Annotated in this window: 18 protein-coding genes; 11 read left to right on the forward strand and 7 right to left on the reverse strand. The window is 61.5% G+C overall.

The window, feature by feature from the left end:
* The first annotated feature begins 385 nt into the window (after window positions 1-385).
* The 3 genes from GTP55_RS25815 (at window position 386) to GTP55_RS25825 (ending at window position 3,439) form a co-directional block, all read left to right on the forward strand.
* Window positions 386-1,738, forward strand: a complete 1,353-nt coding sequence (locus GTP55_RS25815) for a sensor histidine kinase (protein WP_161047665.1) — start codon at window positions 386-388, stop codon at window positions 1,736-1,738.
* Between the two features lie 57 nt (window positions 1,739-1,795).
* Entirely contained in the window at window positions 1,796-2,578 is a 783-nt protein-coding gene (locus GTP55_RS25820) for a LytR/AlgR family response regulator transcription factor (protein WP_161047666.1), read from the forward strand.
* 69 nt (window positions 2,579-2,647) lie between these two features.
* Window positions 2,648-3,439 carry a sensor histidine kinase gene (locus GTP55_RS25825; RefSeq protein WP_308494753.1) on the forward strand — a complete coding sequence of 264 codons (792 nt, stop codon included), beginning with the start codon at window positions 2,648-2,650 and terminating at the stop codon, window positions 3,437-3,439.
* Here GTP55_RS25825 and GTP55_RS25830 read toward each other — a convergent pair.
* From GTP55_RS25830 to GTP55_RS25840, 3 genes are all read right to left on the reverse strand, one after another.
* Window positions 3,436-4,524, reverse strand: a complete 1,089-nt coding sequence (locus GTP55_RS25830; RefSeq protein WP_443093225.1) for a porin — start codon at window positions 4,522-4,524, stop codon at window positions 3,436-3,438. The genes GTP55_RS25825 and GTP55_RS25830 overlap by 4 nt on opposite strands.
* A 156-nt stretch (window positions 4,525-4,680) precedes the next feature.
* Window positions 4,681-5,334 (reverse strand): class I SAM-dependent methyltransferase, encoded by a 654-nt coding sequence (locus tag GTP55_RS25835; RefSeq protein WP_161047667.1) that lies wholly within the window; start codon window positions 5,332-5,334, stop codon window positions 4,681-4,683.
* A gap of 13 nt (window positions 5,335-5,347) precedes the next feature.
* A complete protein-coding gene (locus GTP55_RS25840) occupies window positions 5,348-6,289 on the reverse strand; it encodes a CysB family HTH-type transcriptional regulator (RefSeq protein WP_161047668.1) in 942 nt (313 codons plus the stop codon).
* Window positions 6,290-6,442: 153 nt separating this feature from the next.
* On the opposite strand from GTP55_RS25840, the gene GTP55_RS25845 reads away from it, so the two are divergent.
* The 8 genes from GTP55_RS25845 (at window position 6,443) to GTP55_RS25880 (ending at window position 14,132) form a co-directional block, all read left to right on the forward strand.
* Window positions 6,443-8,137 (forward strand): nitrite/sulfite reductase, encoded by a 1,695-nt coding sequence (locus tag GTP55_RS25845; protein WP_161047669.1) that lies wholly within the window; start codon window positions 6,443-6,445, stop codon window positions 8,135-8,137.
* Window positions 8,124-8,708, forward strand: coding sequence for a DUF934 domain-containing protein (locus GTP55_RS25850; RefSeq protein WP_371868444.1), 585 nt, complete (start codon window positions 8,124-8,126; stop codon window positions 8,706-8,708). Before GTP55_RS25845 ends, GTP55_RS25850 begins: the two co-directional genes overlap by 14 nt.
* Before the next feature lie 11 nt (window positions 8,709-8,719).
* Window positions 8,720-9,433, forward strand: coding sequence for a phosphoadenylyl-sulfate reductase (locus GTP55_RS25855; RefSeq protein WP_161047671.1), 714 nt, complete (start codon window positions 8,720-8,722; stop codon window positions 9,431-9,433).
* A gap of 97 nt (window positions 9,434-9,530) precedes the next feature.
* Entirely contained in the window at window positions 9,531-10,460 is a 930-nt protein-coding gene (gene cysD, locus GTP55_RS25860; RefSeq protein ID WP_161047672.1) for a sulfate adenylyltransferase subunit CysD, read from the forward strand.
* Window positions 10,460-11,752, forward strand: coding sequence for a sulfate adenylyltransferase subunit 1 (locus tag GTP55_RS25865; RefSeq protein ID WP_161047673.1), 1,293 nt, complete (start codon window positions 10,460-10,462; stop codon window positions 11,750-11,752). Before cysD ends, GTP55_RS25865 begins: the two co-directional genes overlap by 1 nt.
* 79 nt (window positions 11,753-11,831) lie before the next feature.
* Window positions 11,832-12,593, forward strand: coding sequence for a uroporphyrinogen-III C-methyltransferase (gene cobA, locus GTP55_RS25870; RefSeq protein ID WP_161047674.1), 762 nt, complete (start codon window positions 11,832-11,834; stop codon window positions 12,591-12,593).
* A 49-nt stretch (window positions 12,594-12,642) separates the two neighbouring features.
* On the forward strand, window positions 12,643-13,365 hold the full coding sequence (locus GTP55_RS25875; protein ID WP_161047675.1) for a hypothetical protein: 723 nt from the start codon (window positions 12,643-12,645) through the stop codon (window positions 13,363-13,365).
* Window positions 13,365-14,132, forward strand: a complete 768-nt coding sequence (locus GTP55_RS25880; RefSeq protein WP_161047676.1) for a glutaminyl-peptide cyclotransferase — start codon at window positions 13,365-13,367, stop codon at window positions 14,130-14,132. Before GTP55_RS25875 ends, GTP55_RS25880 begins: the two co-directional genes overlap by 1 nt.
* Before the next feature lie 10 nt (window positions 14,133-14,142).
* Here GTP55_RS25880 and GTP55_RS25885 read toward each other — a convergent pair whose 3' ends face one another.
* The 4 genes from GTP55_RS25885 to lptG form a co-directional block, all read right to left on the reverse strand.
* The gene (locus GTP55_RS25885) at window positions 14,143-14,616 is read right to left on the reverse strand and encodes a hypothetical protein (RefSeq protein WP_161047677.1); all 474 of its coding nucleotides are present in this window, start codon (window positions 14,614-14,616) and stop codon (window positions 14,143-14,145) included.
* A gap of 82 nt (window positions 14,617-14,698) precedes the next feature.
* Window positions 14,699-14,968, reverse strand: a complete 270-nt coding sequence (locus GTP55_RS29665) for a hypothetical protein (RefSeq protein WP_202423869.1) — start codon at window positions 14,966-14,968, stop codon at window positions 14,699-14,701.
* 161 nt (window positions 14,969-15,129) lie between these two features.
* Complete coding sequence (locus GTP55_RS25895; protein ID WP_161047678.1) at window positions 15,130-15,501, reverse strand: sirohydrochlorin chelatase; 372 nt, start codon at window positions 15,499-15,501, stop codon at window positions 15,130-15,132.
* Window positions 15,501-16,670, reverse strand: coding sequence for an LPS export ABC transporter permease LptG (lptG, locus tag GTP55_RS25900; RefSeq protein ID WP_161047679.1), 1,170 nt, complete (start codon window positions 16,668-16,670; stop codon window positions 15,501-15,503). Before lptG ends, GTP55_RS25895 begins: the two co-directional genes overlap by 1 nt.
* Window positions 16,671-16,674: the final 4 nt, after the last annotated feature.

Raw genomic sequence — 16,674 nt, forward strand, 5'->3', positions numbered from 1 at the left:
CAGTATTTCTACTGAATATTTCTTTGTTGAGCATTTAATGCTTTTTGTTGCAGCATCAAACGCCCACATTTATCGACTGTAAATTTTTAAAGATCATTCTGTACTGCATGCTGACAAAGCGTTTTGTTTGTCAGCGAAGAGGCAAGATTATGAAGCGTTTCGAATATTTCGTCAAGCTCTACTTCTTCTCTTCTTTTCTCGCTACACGCTGCATTTACATGCGCCGTTTTGCGAGGAGGAGAACTATAGCAAGCCGGATTCACTTTGGCAAGTGCCTGCTCTGCATATACCGTCCAGTCGCCATTTTTTGCAGACTGTCGCAATCGCATGGCGCGTCTGGGCACGGCTGGTTACACTTGCATCATGTTAAGAGTGAAAGCCGTTCATGTTTCCTACGCCTAAAGTGCAAGACACCCTGAAGACCGCCGGCACCTGGCTGCACCGCGGCTTCGACGCCACCGCGACCTGGGTCACCCAGCTGTCGTGGTGGAAGTTCCTGGTGTTTGCCATCCTGATGCTGATTGCCGGCTCGATTCTGCAGGATGAACTGTTTTCGTCGAACCCGATTCAGGAGGAAGAACATGCCCGCAGCACCAAACGCAAAGGCAGCGATACCAATATCCTGATCGACGACAACGGCATTCACTTCAACCCCCGCGGCAAGATCCGCAACAAGAATACCGACGACAGCAGCGAACATACGCCGGCCGCCGCACCGGAAGCGGCAGAAACCCCGGAAACGCCAGCCGCGCCAGCCACGCCTGAGACGGCAGAGACGCCCGAAACACCAGCCGCGCCAGCTACCCCGGCCAAACCATCGAAAGGCGGCAAGAACGGCGCCGCCTCCGTCCCCGCCCTGCCGTCGCTGCCGGGCGAAGAAGTCCACATCGACCTGCCGCCGCAAATCGGCGAGGAATTGTCCAACGCGATTGAAGAAGCCGTGGACGACGCCGCCGAGCAAAAAGTGGCGCGCTACCACGGTCAGGCCTCCACCTGGTTCAAGAGCTTTATTACCTTGCTGGTGCTGGCCCTGTTCGGTACCAAGGCGCTGATGGGCAGCAAAAAGCGCGCCGAGCAGGAAAGCCAGTCGGCCAACGCCGCCGCCGAGCGCGAATCCATGCAGCGCCAGCTGAGCGAGGCGAAGATGCAAATGATGCAGGCCCAGGTCGAGCCGCACTTCCTGTTTAATACGCTAGCCTCGGTCGAGTACCTGATCGAGACCGATCCGCCGCGCGCCTCGGCCATGCAGCGTAGCCTGATCAAATACCTGCGCGCGGTGCTGCCGCAGATCCGCGACAGCGCGCTGATTACCAACCTGGGCCGCGAAGCCGACATGGTCGAGGCTTACCTCAATCTGCTGAAAATGCGCATGGAAGAGCGTTTGACGGTCGACTTCGACATCCCCGACGGCCTGCGCACCGCTGCCTTCCCGCCGATGATGTTGCAGTCGATGGTGGAAAACGCCATCAAGCACGGCCTCGAAGGCAAGCCGGAAGGCGGCACGCTGAAGGTCCGCGCCGATGTCGCCCACAACAAGCTGCGCGTGATCGTCGCCGACGACGGTCTCGGCTTCGGCGCCAAGCCCAGCGACGGCACCGGCCTCGGCCTGTCGAATATCCGCGAACGCCTGAAACTGCTGCACGGCGAGCAAGGCCAGCTGCTGATCGCCGCCAACAGCCCCAGCGGTGTGATCGTTACCATCGAAGTGCCTTATCAGTTGGCTAAAAAAACAGCATGATTGCTTATTAACGCAATTCGTTGAATAATAATTTAACTAACCACCCATACCCGCACCATGCCTACAGCAATTATTGCAGATGACGAACGTTTAATGCGCGACCAGTTGCGCATGCGCCTGGGCCAGGTCTGGCCGGAGCTCGATATTATCGGCGAAGCCAAGAACGGCGACGAGGCGATCGAACTGGTCGACCAGCTCAAGCCGGACTTCACCTTCCTCGACATCCGCATGCCGGGCAAGACCGGCATGGAAGCGGCGGCCGTGATCGGCAACAAGAGCAACATCGTCTTCGTCACCGCCTACGACGCCTACGCCGTGGAAGCCTTCGAGCGCGGCGCCATCGATTACGTGCTGAAACCGCCTGAGCCGGAACGCCTGCAGGTGACGGTCGACCGCCTCAAGGGCCGCCTGAGCAAACAGGCGGCGAGCGGCGCGGTGGCCGGCGCCGACATCAACGCCAGCGTCACCGCCATGCTGGCCCAGCTGACCGAGAAGATCGCCGCACCGAAACCGGCCCACCTGCAATGGATCCAGGCCAGCATCGGCCAGGACTTGCGCATGATCCCGGTCGAGGAAATCCTGTTCTTCCGCTCGGACGAAAAATACACCTGCGTGCAGACCGAGAAGTACGAAGCGCTGATCCGCAAACCGGTGCGCGACCTGGCCGACGAGCTCGACCCGGCGCTGTTCTGGCAGATCCACCGCGCCACGCTGGTCAACGTCAACGCCATCGAAGGCGTCACGCGCGACATCCGCGGCCGTCACCTGGTGATGATCAAGGGCCGGTCCGACAAGCTGGAAGTCAGCCGCAGCTTCCTGCATCTGTTCAAACAGATGTAAATCAAGTCCCCTCTTCGGTTTATGCTTTAGCGTGACTCCACGCGGTCCTGTGGCCGCAGGGAGTCATCCATGCACCGAGCCGCCAAGTCCCTGTTGATCCTGTCCGCGCTGGCCCTCGGCGCGCGCCTGAGCTGGCGCCTTGGCCAGACCGCCGAAACGCCGCTGCAGGCCGCGCGCGGCCAGGTGCAGCAGCAGCTGGAACAATCCTATTCGCAGCTGCGCGAACTGTCGGCCGCGCTCCAGACCATCCGTGAAGAAGAGCGCAAGCACATCGCGCGCGAACTGCATGACGATCTCGGCCAGTTGCTGGCGACGCTGCGCGGCGACCTGGCGCTGCTGCAAAAGCACAGCGGCCACAATCCGGCCGCCCGCAAACTCCAGGCCGGCATGGATGAGTTGCTGATGTCGGCGATCGCGTCGCTGCGCCGCATCGCCGGCAATTTGCGGCCACGCGCGCTCGATGAGGGTGGATTGTATTTTGCGCTGGAAAGCCTGCGCCAGGAATTCGTCGAGCGCAACAACATCGCCTGCATGCTGGACGCGTCGGAAGAGGATTTGATACTCGATGACGACTACAGCACAGCCATCTTCCGCATCGTGCAGGAAGCGCTGACCAATATCGCCCGCCATGCCGAGGCCAGCGAGGTGCTGCTGTCACTGTATCGCAACGATGGGACGCTGCATGTGATGATTCATGACGACGGCCGCGGCATCGCCGAACAGGACATGGACAAGGCCACGTCTTTCGGCCTGATCGGGATGCGCGAACGCGTCTGGGCACTGCATGGCGATATCGCCATCGCCAGCGACGGCGGCACCCGGATCATGATCCGCTTGCCGCTGCCGCCCGAACCGGCTTAGAAGGCGTGACGGATGCCCAGGTTGAAGGCTTTGTCGCCGCTACCCGCTTCGTTGTTGTTACCCACGGTGTAGCCGGCGCCGTTCTTGTTCTTGATCTTGGCGTAGGCGATGTAGGCACCGGTACGTTTCGACAGATTGTACAGGTAGCCCAGCGCCCATTGATCGGCGTCCTGGTTGAACGCGGTCTTGTCGTTCTTGCGGATGTACGATGCCATGATGCTGCCCGAACCCACTGGAACCTGCGCGCCGACCAGCACTTCGTTGCTGTCGGTGCTGTTCTTCGGCGCCACGGTGTAGTTGTACGGATTGGCGCTGTTAGGCAGCACCGCGCTGTTGACGCCTTTGTCGGCGCCGTAGGCGAAGAAGGCCTTCACCACCTGGAAGTCGTAGTTGGCGGCGAACATCGTGTTGCGGCCGGTGTCCTGCTGCTTGGCGGCGGTGGTCAGGGTGGCGGCGGTATCGTTGTTCTTGTTGTTGTACACCAGGCGCGCGTTCAGCGGACCCTGGGCGTAGTTCAGGCCCAGGCCGAACTGACGGCCGGCGGTGGCGCTGCCTTGTTGCTCGCCCAGCGAGTACAGGGCGTCGGCGCTGAAGCCGCCGGTGGTTGGGGTCGAGTACACCAGCGCGTTGCTGACGCGGGTGTTGGCGCCGGCCGATGGGAACAGGTTCTTGATGGTGCCGGCATAGCCCGCGCCGAACGGGTCGGCGACCTGGCTTTGCGCCAGGTACAGCGGGGTGTACTGGCGACCGATGGTCAGCTGGCCGGCTTCCTTGCTTTTCAGGCCAACGAAGGCTTGACGGTTGAAGATGGTGTTGGTGCTGTCCAGCGTGCCGTCATCGGCTTTGAAGCCGGTTTCCAGTTGGAAGATGGCCGACAGGCCGTTGCCTAGGTCCTCGGTACCGCGGAAGCCCAGACGGGACTGGCCGCCGATGCCGCTGGTAACTTTGGTCACGTTGCCAGCTGCGCCACCGCGCTCGCTCACGATACCGGCGTCCACCAGGCCGTAGATCGTCACGTTCGATTGAGCTTGGGCCTGCGCTGCGAAGCCGCCGATGATCATTGCTGCCAGAGTAAGTTTTTTCACTTGATGTTCTCTACTTAAGGTTGAAGAAAAAAGACTGCGCTGTTGAATCCACGGCGGCAATCATGCCTGTCTATTACTTCAACAATATGACAACGCTAATTTGTTGTAATTCAACATCAGTAGACGAAAAAAAAGCCGCGCAAGGCGGCTTCCGGATCATTTCAGGCGGCAACTGAGCAAATAGTAGTATTGCAGGCGCTCAATGCGAAATTGCTTCGCATGGTTGGTGAAGCGTTTGCGCAGCGTGCTGTCGGTCAGGTAGTTCTTCAGGATCTCGTAGCGCTGGCCGTCGTCGGCGGTCAGGATCTGGTAGGTGTTGCCTTCCGCATCGGTGCGGGCGATCACCATCGAATTGCCGTCGACATACGATTCGTCCAGCAGCACCAGCAGCACGTCCTTGCCCAGCTTGGCGCGCAGCATCTTCAGGAACTGCTCGTAGTTTTCGCGCGGCAAATGGGCCCACAGGCCGGCGGCGAACACGGCGGTGTACTGACCTTCCAGCCCATCCGGAAGATTAAAGGCGTCCATCTGGCCGAAAGTGACGACGTCCTCGTCCAGGCCGCGGGTTTCCGCCAGGTCCAGCATTTCCTGCGAAATATCGGTGGCGTAGACCGACTCGGCGGTTTCCGCGATCAGGTCGGTCCAGTACGCGGTGCCGCAGGCCAGTTCCAGCACCTTGTGGCCGGTAAACAGCTCGGCCACCATCTCTTGCAGATCATCCAGGTCATCAAAGCGCTCTTCCTGAGCGTAGACCTGATCGTAGTTGTCCGCGTTGACGGCGTAATATTGTGTCAACTGGTTGGTAATCATGTTGATGCTTTCTTTATAGTTCGTAGTTCTCTTTTTCACCGCTCATGGCCTGTTCGATCAACTTGCGGTTGAGCGTGGGGGCCAGCAGTTCAATAAAGGTGTAAATATAGCTGCGCAGGTAAGCGCCCTGCTTGACCGCCACCCGCGACACGTTCATGCCGAACAGGTGGCCGACCGGGATGGCGCGCAGGTTCTTGTCGCGCTCGGCGTCAAACGCCATGCCCGCTATGATACCAATCCCCATGCCCAACTCCACATAAGTCTTGATGACGTCGGCGTCGATGGCCTCCAGCAGCACGTCGAGCTTCAGGCCGCGCAGGGCAAACGCGTGGTCGATCTTGCTGCGGCCGGCAAAGGCGCCATCATACGTGATGATCGGGAAAGCCGCGATCTCTTCCAGCGTCGGCTGCCTGGTGCGCAGCAGCGGATGGTCGGGCGCCACCACCACCACGTGCTCCCATTGATAGCATGGCAAGGTCACCAGCCCGGTCACGCCGGCGATCGATTCGGTGGCGATGCAGAGGTCGGCCTGGTCGCGCTGCACCATCTCGGCGATCTGCTGTGGATTTCCTTGCAACAAAGACAAGCGCACCTTGGGGAACTTCACCATAAAAGCCTGCACCACCTTCGGCAGCGTATAGCGCGCCTGGGTGTGGGTGGTGGCGATGGTGAAGCTGCCGCTGTCCTGCGCCGCGTATTCCTTGCCGATGCGCTTGAGGCTGTCAATTTCCTGCATGATCAGTTCCACCGACTGCAACACCAGCCGGCCGGGCTCGGTGAGGCCGCGGATGCGCTTGCCATGCCGGGTAAAGATGTCGACCCCCAACTCCTCTTCCAGCTCGATGATCGCTTTCGACACCCCCGGCTGCGAGGTGAACAGCGCCTTGGCGGCATCGGTCAAATTGTAGTTCTGGCGTACCGCTTCGCGCACAAAGCGCAATTGATGAAGGTTCATTGCAGGTCCTGGCCCATCTTAAAATTATTAGCGTCCATGCTTATGCTCTATCCTTATATAAGCAAATAAAGACTAAGTCGTATGGAATAAAGACGAAGTTTATTACTATTAGCGTTAGTTTGGGGAATCAGCGACTATCCAGGAAGAATATTCATGTATCAATACGATCAATACGACCATCTCATCGTCCGCGAGCGCATCGCCCAGTACCGCGACCAGGTACGCCGTCGCCTGGCCGATGAGCTGACCGAGGCAGAATTCGTGCCCCTGCGCCTGCAAAACGGCCTGTACATGCAACGCCACGCCTACATGCTGCGGATCGCCGTGCCCTACGGCCTGCTGGCATCGAAGCAGATGCGCATGTTTGCCCACATCGCCCGCAAGTACGACCGCGGCTATGGTCACTTCACCACCCGCCAGAACATCCAGTTTAACTGGGTCGAGCTGGAACAGACCCCGGATATCCTGACCGACCTGGCCTCGGTGGAGATGCACGCCATCCAGACCTCGGGCAACTGCATCCGCAACACCACCTCCGATCCGTACGCCGGCGTAGCCGCTGACGAGATCATCGATCCGCGTCCGTACGCCGAAGTGCTGCGCCAGTGGTCGACCTTCCACCCGGAATTCATCGCCCTGCCGCGCAAATTCAAGGTCGCGATCAACGGCGCCGTCGAAGACCGCGCCGCGATCGCCATCCACGACATCGGCCTGACCGTGGTGCGCAACGAGGCCGGCGAGATCGGCTTCAAATTCATGGCCGGCGGCGGCATGGGCCGCACGCCGATCATCGGCAGCGTGATCCGCGACTTCCTGCCATGGCAGCACCTGCTGACCTACACCGAAGCGGTGATGCGCGTATATAACCAGTACGGCCGCCGCGACAACAAGTACAAAGCCCGCATCAAGATCCTGCTGAAAGCCATCGGCGTGGAAGAATTCTCGCGCCAGGTGGAAGCCGAATGGGCCGACCTCAAAGACGGTCCGGAAACGCTGACCGTGGAAGAGATGCAGCGCGTGATCGACTACTTCCAGCCGCCGGCCTACAAGCAGCTGAACGACAGCGACGTCGTCGCCGCGCAGGCCGGCAACAAGGCCTTCGCCAACTGGGTCAACCGCAACGTCAAGCCGCACAAGCAGCCGGGCTACGCCACCGTGGTGCTGTCGCTGAAGAAGACCGGCGTGCCGCCAGGCGACGCCACCGCCGAGCAGATGGACTTCATGGCCGACCTGGCGGACCGCTACAGCTTTGGCGAACTGCGCGTCACCCACGAACAGAACGTGGTGCTGGCCGACGTTGAGCAGTCGCAGTTGTTCGCGCTGTGGCAGGAAGCCAAGGCGCACGGCCTGGCGACGCCGAATATCGGCCTGCTGACTGACATGATCTGCTGCCCGGGCGGCGACTTCTGCTCGCTGGCCAACGCCAAGTCGCTGCCGATCGCCGCCGCCATTTCGGAGCGCTTCGAGAACCTCGACTTCCAGCACGACATCGGCGAGATCGAACTGAATATCTCCGGCTGCATCAACGCCTGCGGCCACCATCACGTCGGCAGCATCGGCGTGCTGGGGGTGGATAAGGACGGCAGCGAATGGTATCAGGTGTCGATCGGCGGCGCGCAGGGCAACAACGCCGCCATCGGCAAGATCATCGGCCCGTCGTTCTCCGCGCTGCAAATGCCGGAAGTGATCGATCGCCTGCTGAAAGTCTATCTGCGCGAGCGCTTTGAAGATGAATCGTTTGCCGACTGTGCGCAGCGCCTGGGCGTGGCGCCGTTCAAGGAATTTGTGTATGCCACCCCGATCGCTGAAAAAGGCGGCCGCCTGGTAGGAGAGGATGAATATGTCTAAGCATTTGATTATCAAGGGCCGTGAAGTGGTCGAAGACGACTGGCAGGTGCTGCGCCTGGCCGAACCGGTGGACGGCGCACCGGTGCACGATCCGGCCACGGTCAGCGTCCCTGCTGGCAAATTCATCGTGCCACTGAGCCTGTGGCTGGTGCAGCGCGAGGTGCTGGCGGCGCGCACCGCCGCCGGCGAGATCGCCGTCTGGATCGCCTCCGACGAACGTCCGGAAACGCTGAAAGGCCTGCTCGACCAGTTCCCGCTGATCGCTGTCGACTTCCCGAAATTCACCGATGGCCGCGGCTACTCGATCGCCTACAACCTGCGCACCCGCCTGGGCTGGACCGGCGAACTGCGCGCCGTCGGCGACGTGCTGCGCGATCAGTTGTTCTCGATGCAGCGGGTCGGCTTTGACGCCTACTCGGTGCGCTCGGACCGCGACGTCCACGATGCGCTGAAAGGCCTGTCCGACTTCTCCGAGACCTACCAGGCATCGGTGGACCAGAAGGTGCCGCTGTTCCGCCGCCACGCGCGTCCTGTGCCGGCAGAAATCAACAATGACGGCGCCGGCATTTGATTGGAATTGAAATGAGTGACCTGAGCAAGCTTATTACGGACACGCGCGCCACGCTGTCGCGCATCGCCAGCGATTTTTCCCCGGCCGTTTTCGCCTCGTCGCTGGCGGCTGAAGACATGGTGCTGACCGATTTGATCCTTAAGGGCGGCTACGACATCGGCATCTTCTCGCTGGAGACCGGCCGCCTGCACAAGGAAACGCTGGCCATGCTGGACAAGGTAAAAGAACACTACGGCTACGACATCACACTGTACAAGCCGCAGCCGGCAGCGGTGAACGCCTACGTGACGCTGAATGGCCTGAACGCCTTCTACGACAGCATCGAACTACGCAAGGAGTGCTGCCGCATTCGCAAGGTGGAGCCGCTGGGCCGCGCCCTGATGGGCAAGAAGGCCTGGGTCACCGGCCAGCGCCGCGCGCAAGCCGCCACCCGTGGTTCGCTGATGGTGGAAGAGGACGATCCGGGCCACTTCATGACCAAGTTTAATCCGCTGGCCGATTGGTCCGAGGAAGACGTTTGGCACTATATTCGCGAAAACGGCGTACCGTATAATGCACTGCACGATCAAGGCTTCCCGTCGATCGGCTGCGAGCCCTGCACGCGCGCCATTGAGCCAGGCGAAGATGTGCGCGCCGGCCGCTGGTGGTGGGAAAACCCCGAGTCGAAAGAATGCGGCCTGCACGTCGTCGACGGCAAACTGATACGCATTAAATCCGTGGCGTAGCGTCATTCCCGCGAACGCGGGAATCCATACGCCGCATCCGAAGTTACTCAGCATGGGTTCCTGCTTTCGCAGGAACGACGTGCAGAAAGCTAGTCCAATGAACGCTTTAGTTGAAAATAACGCGCACGTGAACGCGCGCCACCTCGATGCTCTGGAATCCGAAGCGATCCACATCATGCGCGAAGTCGCGGCCGAATGCAGCAACCCTGCCCTGCTGTTCTCGGGCGGCAAAGACTCGGTGGTACTGCTGCGCATCGCCGAGAAGGCCTTCCGTCCCGGCAAATTCCCGTTCCCGCTGGTGCACGTCGACACCGGCCACAACTTCCCGGAAGTGATCACCTTCCGCGACAAGCGTGTGGCCGAACTGGGCGAACGCCTGATCGTCGGTTCGGTCGAGGAATCGATCCGCAAGGGCACCGTGCGCCTGCGTAATCCGCAGACCGACTCGCGCAACGCCGCGCAGGCCGTGACGCTGCTGGAAACCATCGCCGAACATGGCTTCGACGCCTGCATCGGCGGCGCCCGCCGCGACGAAGAGAAGGCCCGCGCCAAGGAGCGCATCTTCTCCTTCCGCGATGAATTCGGCCAGTGGGACCCGAAATCGCAACGCCCGGAACTGTGGGACCTGTATAACACCCGCGTCCATCCAGGCGAAAACATGCGCGTGTTCCCGATCTCGAATTGGACCGAACTGGATGTGTGGCAGTACATCGCCCGCGAAAAGCTTGAACTGCCGCCGATCTACTTCGCCCACGAGCGTGAAGTCATTCCGCGCAACGGCCTGCTGGTGCCGCTGACCGACCTGACGCCGCCACGCGAAGGCGAGACCGTCGAAAAGCAAGTGGTGCGTTTCCGTACCGTCGGCGACATCTCCTGCACCTGCCCGGTGTCCTCGGACGCGGTGACGCTGGAGCAGATCATCGCTGAAACCGCGATCACGCAGGTGACCGAACGCGGCGCCACCCGCATGGACGACCAGACGTCCGAAGCTTCGATGGAAATCCGTAAAAAAGCAGGATACTTCTAATGACCACCAATACCAACGAACAAAGCCTGCTGCGTTTTATCACCGCCGGTTCCGTCGATGACGGCAAATCCACGCTGATCGGCCGCCTGCTGTTCGACAGCAAGGGCATCTTCGCCGACCAGCTGGACGCCATGTCGCGCTCCAAGCACAAACGCACCGTCGGCGACGCCGTGGACCTGTCGCTGCTGACCGACGGCCTGGAAGCCGAACGCGAACAAGGCATCACCATCGACGTAGCCTACCGCTACTTCGCCACGCCGAAACGCAAATTCATCATCGCCGACACGCCAGGCCACGAGCAGTACACCCGCAACATGGTCACCGGCGCTTCGACCGCCGATGCTGTGATCATCCTGGTGGACGTCTCCAAAGTGAAGCTGCGCGAAGACGGCGGCGTCGATCTGCTGATCCAGACCAAGCGCCACTCGACCATTGCGCACCTGCTGCAAATCGAGCACGTGATCGTCGCCGTCAACAAGATGGACCTGGTGAACTACGACCAGGATATCTACAACCGCATCGTCAAGGCCTACGGCGAGTTTGCCGCGTCGCTCGGCCTGAAGGACATCACGCCGATTCCGCTGTCCGCGCTGAGCGGCGAGAATGTGGTCGAGAAGACCGAGAAGCTGGCCTGGTATCAGGGGCCGACCCTGATCGAGCTGCTGGAATCGTTGTCGGTGTACGACGAATCGCACGAGGCGCCGTTCCGCTTCCCGGTGCAACTGGTGGCGCGCCACAACGGCCACGAAGCCAACGACTTCCGCGGCTACATGGGCCGCATCGAAGCCGGCAAGGTGTCGGTGGGCGACAAGCTGGTGGTGCAGCCGTCCGGCCAGAGTGCGACCGTCAAGGACATCGTCACGCTGGAGGGCTCGCATCAATCGGCGGTGGTGGGCCAGTCGGTCACGCTGCTGCTGGACGAGTACCTGGACATTTCGCGCGGCGACCTGCTGGCCAGCGCCGACCGCCCGGCCACGCAGTTGAAGCAGCTGAAGGCAGATGTATGCTGGATGTCCGACGAGCCGCTGGACATGCGCCGCAAATACTGGATCAAGCACGGCACCAAGCAGACCTCGGCCAAGGTCAAGGCGATTGAATCGCTGTTGGACATCAACACCCAGCAGCGCCACCCCGCCGATGGCCTGAAGCTGAACGATATCGCCACCATCGAACTGGCGGTGCAGCAGCCGTTGGCGGCCGACGCCTACAGCGACATCCGCGCCACCGGCGCCTTCATCCTGATCGATGAAGTGACGCACCAGACCGTCGCCGCCGGCATGATCCGCCTGTAACGTCGTTCCCGCGCAAGCGGGAACCCATGCTGAGCAGAGACTCCCGCCTGCGCGGGAGCGACGCGCCAAAGAAGCGAAGATGCCAACTCCCGGAAAAGTGTATTTGATCGGCGCCGGTCCAGGCGCCCAGGACCTGATCACCGTGCGCGGCGCGCGCCTGCTGGCGCAAGCCGACATCGTACTGCACGACGCGCTGGTGACCTCCGAGATGCTGGAACTGTGCCCGCAAGCGGAGAAGATCGCGGTCGGCAAACGCAGCGGCCAGCGCTCGATGGCGCAGCAAGTCATCAACCAGCAACTGGTGGATGCCGCCCGGCGCGCCGGGCTGGTGGTGCGTCTCAAAGGCGGCGACCCGATGCTGTTCGGCCGCGCCGACGAGGAGCTGCGCGCGCTGGAGGAAGCCGGCATTGAAGCCGACATCGTCCCCGGCATCACCACTGCGCTGGCCGCAGCCGCAGCCACCCGGCAGCCACTGACCAAACGCGGCGTGGCGCGTAGCGTGGCCTTTTTCACCTCCTCCACCGCGCCGGAACACGCGGACCACGACGCCATTCCGGAAACCGACACGCTGGTGCAATACATGGGCGGCCGCGAAGCCATCGCCACCGCCGAGCGCCTGCTGGCCCACGGCCACGCGCCGGACAAGCCGGTGGTGGTGATCGAAAACGTCAGCCGCGCCGACCAGCAGATCCATCGCATCGATATCGCCCAGCTAACGCAAGGTCTCGGCACGCCGCACGGCCCGGTGCTGGTGATGATTGGCGAAGCGATGCGCCCGCGCCCGAATCAGTCGCTCAATGCAGAGAGTAGCGCCCTAATAGCCGCCCAACTCCGCGCCTGACTTCCCGCGTTCGGTATTAAAATGTCCACTCACCCCACAAGAGGTAGTAATGGACATTGTTCAACGACTGGAACGCGCCTGGAACGCCCACGACACCGGCCAGTTTGACGCCGCCCTGCAGGACTACACCTGGCTGTTCGACGCCACCGCCAACGATGCGGAAACCGCTTCGCTGCGGCTGTCCTACGTGCTGGCCGCGTGGGCCAGGCTTGCGGAAGAATACCTGCCCGCGCGCCAGGCGCTGGTGGCGGAACGCGACCGTCTGACTGCGCAACTGCTAGCCGCCCCCACCGACGCCGCCCCGTTCAACGACATCAGCGTCATCAACGACAAGCTGGGCGACTTGCAAAACACTTATCACCTGTTCCAGCAGCTGCCGGCAGCGCTGGCGCAGCAAACCGCCCACATCGCGCTGCCGGCGCTGATGGTGTGCGGCGATTACGCGCTGGCGCGCCGCTACCTGCCGGACCCGGAGCAGCACCTGGCCGCAGCCGCCGCCCATCTGAATGAGCAAAAGAGCCACATCAACGTGCTGACGCACGAAGGCATGGCCGAACTGCTGGCCGATGTGTTCAACTACATCACCGAAGTAGCACTGGTACTGGACTTGCTGACCGGCTGCGGCGATACTGCTGCGGCGGAGCGCGCGCGCCAGCAGGCTGTCAACCTGGTGCAGGCGCCCGAAGCGCGCGCCTGCGTGCAAGCGGAGCTGGATGCTCCGGGCACCACGCTGGACGCCATGGTTGAACTACAAAATTCGGTGACTGCATAGTGAAAAAGATTTACGCTCAAGCCCTCCTTCTCGCCTCCCTGCTGCCTGCCGCCGTCCATGCGGCCGTCCCCACCTACGACTTCAAGGTGGTGCGCAGCTACCCGCACGATACCCAGGCCTTCACCGAAGGCCTGCTGTATCGCGATGGCTTCCTGTACGAGAGCACGGGCCTGAACGGCAAATCGTCGATCCGTAAAGTGGATCTGGCCAGCGGCAAGGTCTTGCAGAGCAAGGACATCCCGCCGCAGTATTTCGGCGAAGGCCTGACGGTATGGGGCGAGACGCTGGTCGGCCTGACCTGGCAGACACAGACCGGCTTCGTGTTCGACCTGAAGACGTTTGAACTGAAAAGCCAGTTCGCCTATCCCGGCGAAGGCTGGGGCCTGGCGCACAACGATAAGGAACTGGTGATGAGCGACGGCAGCGCCACGCTGCGCTTCCTCGATCCCAAGACCTTCCTTGAAGTGCGGCGCGTGAAGGTGACGGCGGACGGCATCGCCGTCAACCAGCTGAACGAACTGGAAGTGGTGGACGGCGAAATCTTCGCCAACATCTGGCACACCAACACCATTGCCCGCATCGACCAGAACACCGGCAAGATCACCGGCTGGATCGATTTCAGCAAACTGTATCCCGATGCCGGCAAAGGCCCGAATGCCGAAAACGTCATGAACGGCATCGCCTACGATGCCGACAAAAAGCGCCTGTTCGTGACCGGCAAACTGTGGCCGAAGATTTACGAAGTCAAAATCGTCCCACGCAAATAAGCGCGCAGCGTCAATTCGACTTGGAACGCGTCGCCCACGCGACGACTGCGATGCCGGCTGCCACAATCAACGCATCCTCAATCAAGCCGCTGCGGGTCTGACCGATATTGGCAATGGCGCGCTTGCGGGCGGCCAGCGTCAGGTAAGCCAGCGGCACCGCAGTTGCCACTGCCACCGCAGCGCCAGCAGCCTCCCTGCCCTTTGGCGCCAGCGCAGAACCGGCGATGCCGGCACTCGCCACGCGCGCCGTCAGGCCGAGCAACACCGTGCGATCAGGCGCGGTCTTCATCTTGTCGCCAAAGAGTTCGCCGGCACCCATCGCCAGCGCGCCGTATTTGAACAGCGGACGATCCAGCAGGAACAGTTCACCGCTGGTCTTGCGGTGCGCGAGACGCGCCGCGGCAAGGGTCGCCATCGGCGTCATGGAGCGCGCGCTGGCAACGGCGCCAATCAGCGCGGAAGAAAGAAGGCTGCGAATAGTCATCTGGCTAGCTCCTATGTCTGTGAAACCACAGTCTAGGAGCTATTTCGCATTCCCTCTGTTAGGTAAAGCATATAGCGTGGCGCTACCTGGCTTTCTGCTGCTTGAAATGGCTCTCCATTTTGGCGAACGAAGGCCGCTGCACGGCGGAGATGAGTTTGCGGCCAAACTCCACCGCCAGCGTCGGCACGTAGCCGTTGCGCTGCCCAACGCCCGCGTCATGCATCAGATCCGTTACCCTCGAATCAGCGCGCAGATCCAGTTCGATACAGGGCAAGCGATGCAGCGCCTGTCGCAGCCCCGGCGCCCACGGCGTCACCGCCGGCGGCGTCGAGACCCGCGCCTTGCCGCTCAATTCAGCCGCACGCCGGCCTTCGTCATCGAGAGCGCGGCATTTTCAAACCGGGAGGGCACGCGGCAGGAGCGCCGCTATGAATGGATAGGAGAGGAATTGAGCTACCGCTTACCGGCGCGCCCGGACGGACAGATTCCGCTGTCAGTTTGGCTACGCGCGAATTAGCGCAACGCGCCGACGCAGTAATCCGACAGCGCATTGAGCACCGCCGCATTTTCGCCTGCCGCCTCCACCACCTTGAGGACGGCTTGCGGATAGGCGATGCGCAGTTCGTCGATCATCAGCGGCAGGTCGCGCAGCACATGGCCGCCCTGCCCCAGGAATACCGGCACCACGGTGATGTCGACAATGCCATCGGCAACCAGCGCCGCCACCACATCAGGCAGACGCGGCGACATCAGTTCCAGATAGGCCAGCTGCACGCGAACACCAGGCTCGCGCGCCTGGGTCAGGTCGCGCAGGCGCTCGAACGGTGCCGCCCACGATTCGGCGCGGGCGCCATGGGCAAATAAAATTAGTGCGCGTTGGGTCATCAATGTCTCTCCACCCACCACAAGGCGCCCAGCGCCAGCAGCAGGAATAATATACTCGGCGCAAGCGCCGTCACAATCGCCGGCCAGGTACTGAGCACACCCAGGTGCGAGAACAGCGCATTCACCAGCTGGAAGCTGACGCCGATCATGATGCCGACGAAGATTTTCAGGCTCACGCCACCGCTACGGGTGTGCAGGTAGCCGAACGGCAGGGCCAGCGCCATCAGCACGAAGATGGTCAGCGGGTCGAACAGCTTTTTCCAGAACGCGATCTTGAAGCGCTCGGTCTCCTGCTTGTTCTCCTGCAGGTGACGAGTGTACACGGCCAGTTCGGAGGCCGACATGCGGTCCGGATCGGAGCCGGCCACCGCCAGGATCTTCGGGGTAATTTCCGACAGCAGATCCTTGGTCGCGCTGTGACGGGTTTCGATCATGCCCGACTCCTGCGCGAAGTTGTTCTCCAGGTTGGCCTCCGCGCCCGGCTTGAGCAGCTGCGGATTGGTGAACAGGTTTTCCGTCACATCGCTCAGCAGCCACTTGTTATTGCCCTGGAAGGTGCCGGTCTTGGCCAGCGTGATGGAACGCAGGCGGAAGTTGGTGTCGAATTCGTACAGTTTGACGCCGATCAGCGTGCCGTCCGGTTTTACCTGGCGCACGTTGAAGAAGCGCGAGCCAATGACCGCGCCGGTCATGCCGTCGGCCTTGACGATATCCTTGGTCCACAGGCCGGAGCGGAATTCGGTCGAGATGGCGGCGCCGCGCGCGCTCAGGCGGATCTTCTCGGCGATCGGCGCAGTACGCGGCGTAATCAACTCGCCGAAGATGAAGGTGATAATCACCAGCACAAAACCAATTTTGACCAGCATCCACGCCACCATGCCGGTCGACATGCTGGACGCGCGCATGATGGTAAATTCCGACGTCGCCGCAAACTGCGCCATGGTGTAGATGGTGCCGATCAGCGCCGCCAGCGGCATCACTTCATACACATGGCTGGGCAGCTGGGCCAGCACATACAAAAAGGCGTACTGGATCGCATAGCCGTTCTTGCCCACCGAAGGCAATTCGCCGGTGAGGTCCATGAACGCTTGCAGCGCCAAAAACGCCACCAGCACAAAGGCCACCGCTTGCAGTATCGAGACCGCGAAATAGCGTTGCAGGATTTTCATGCGA

This window comes from Duganella margarita (assembly GCF_009857535.1).
GTDB lineage: Bacteria > Pseudomonadota > Gammaproteobacteria > Burkholderiales > Burkholderiaceae_D > Rugamonas > Rugamonas margarita.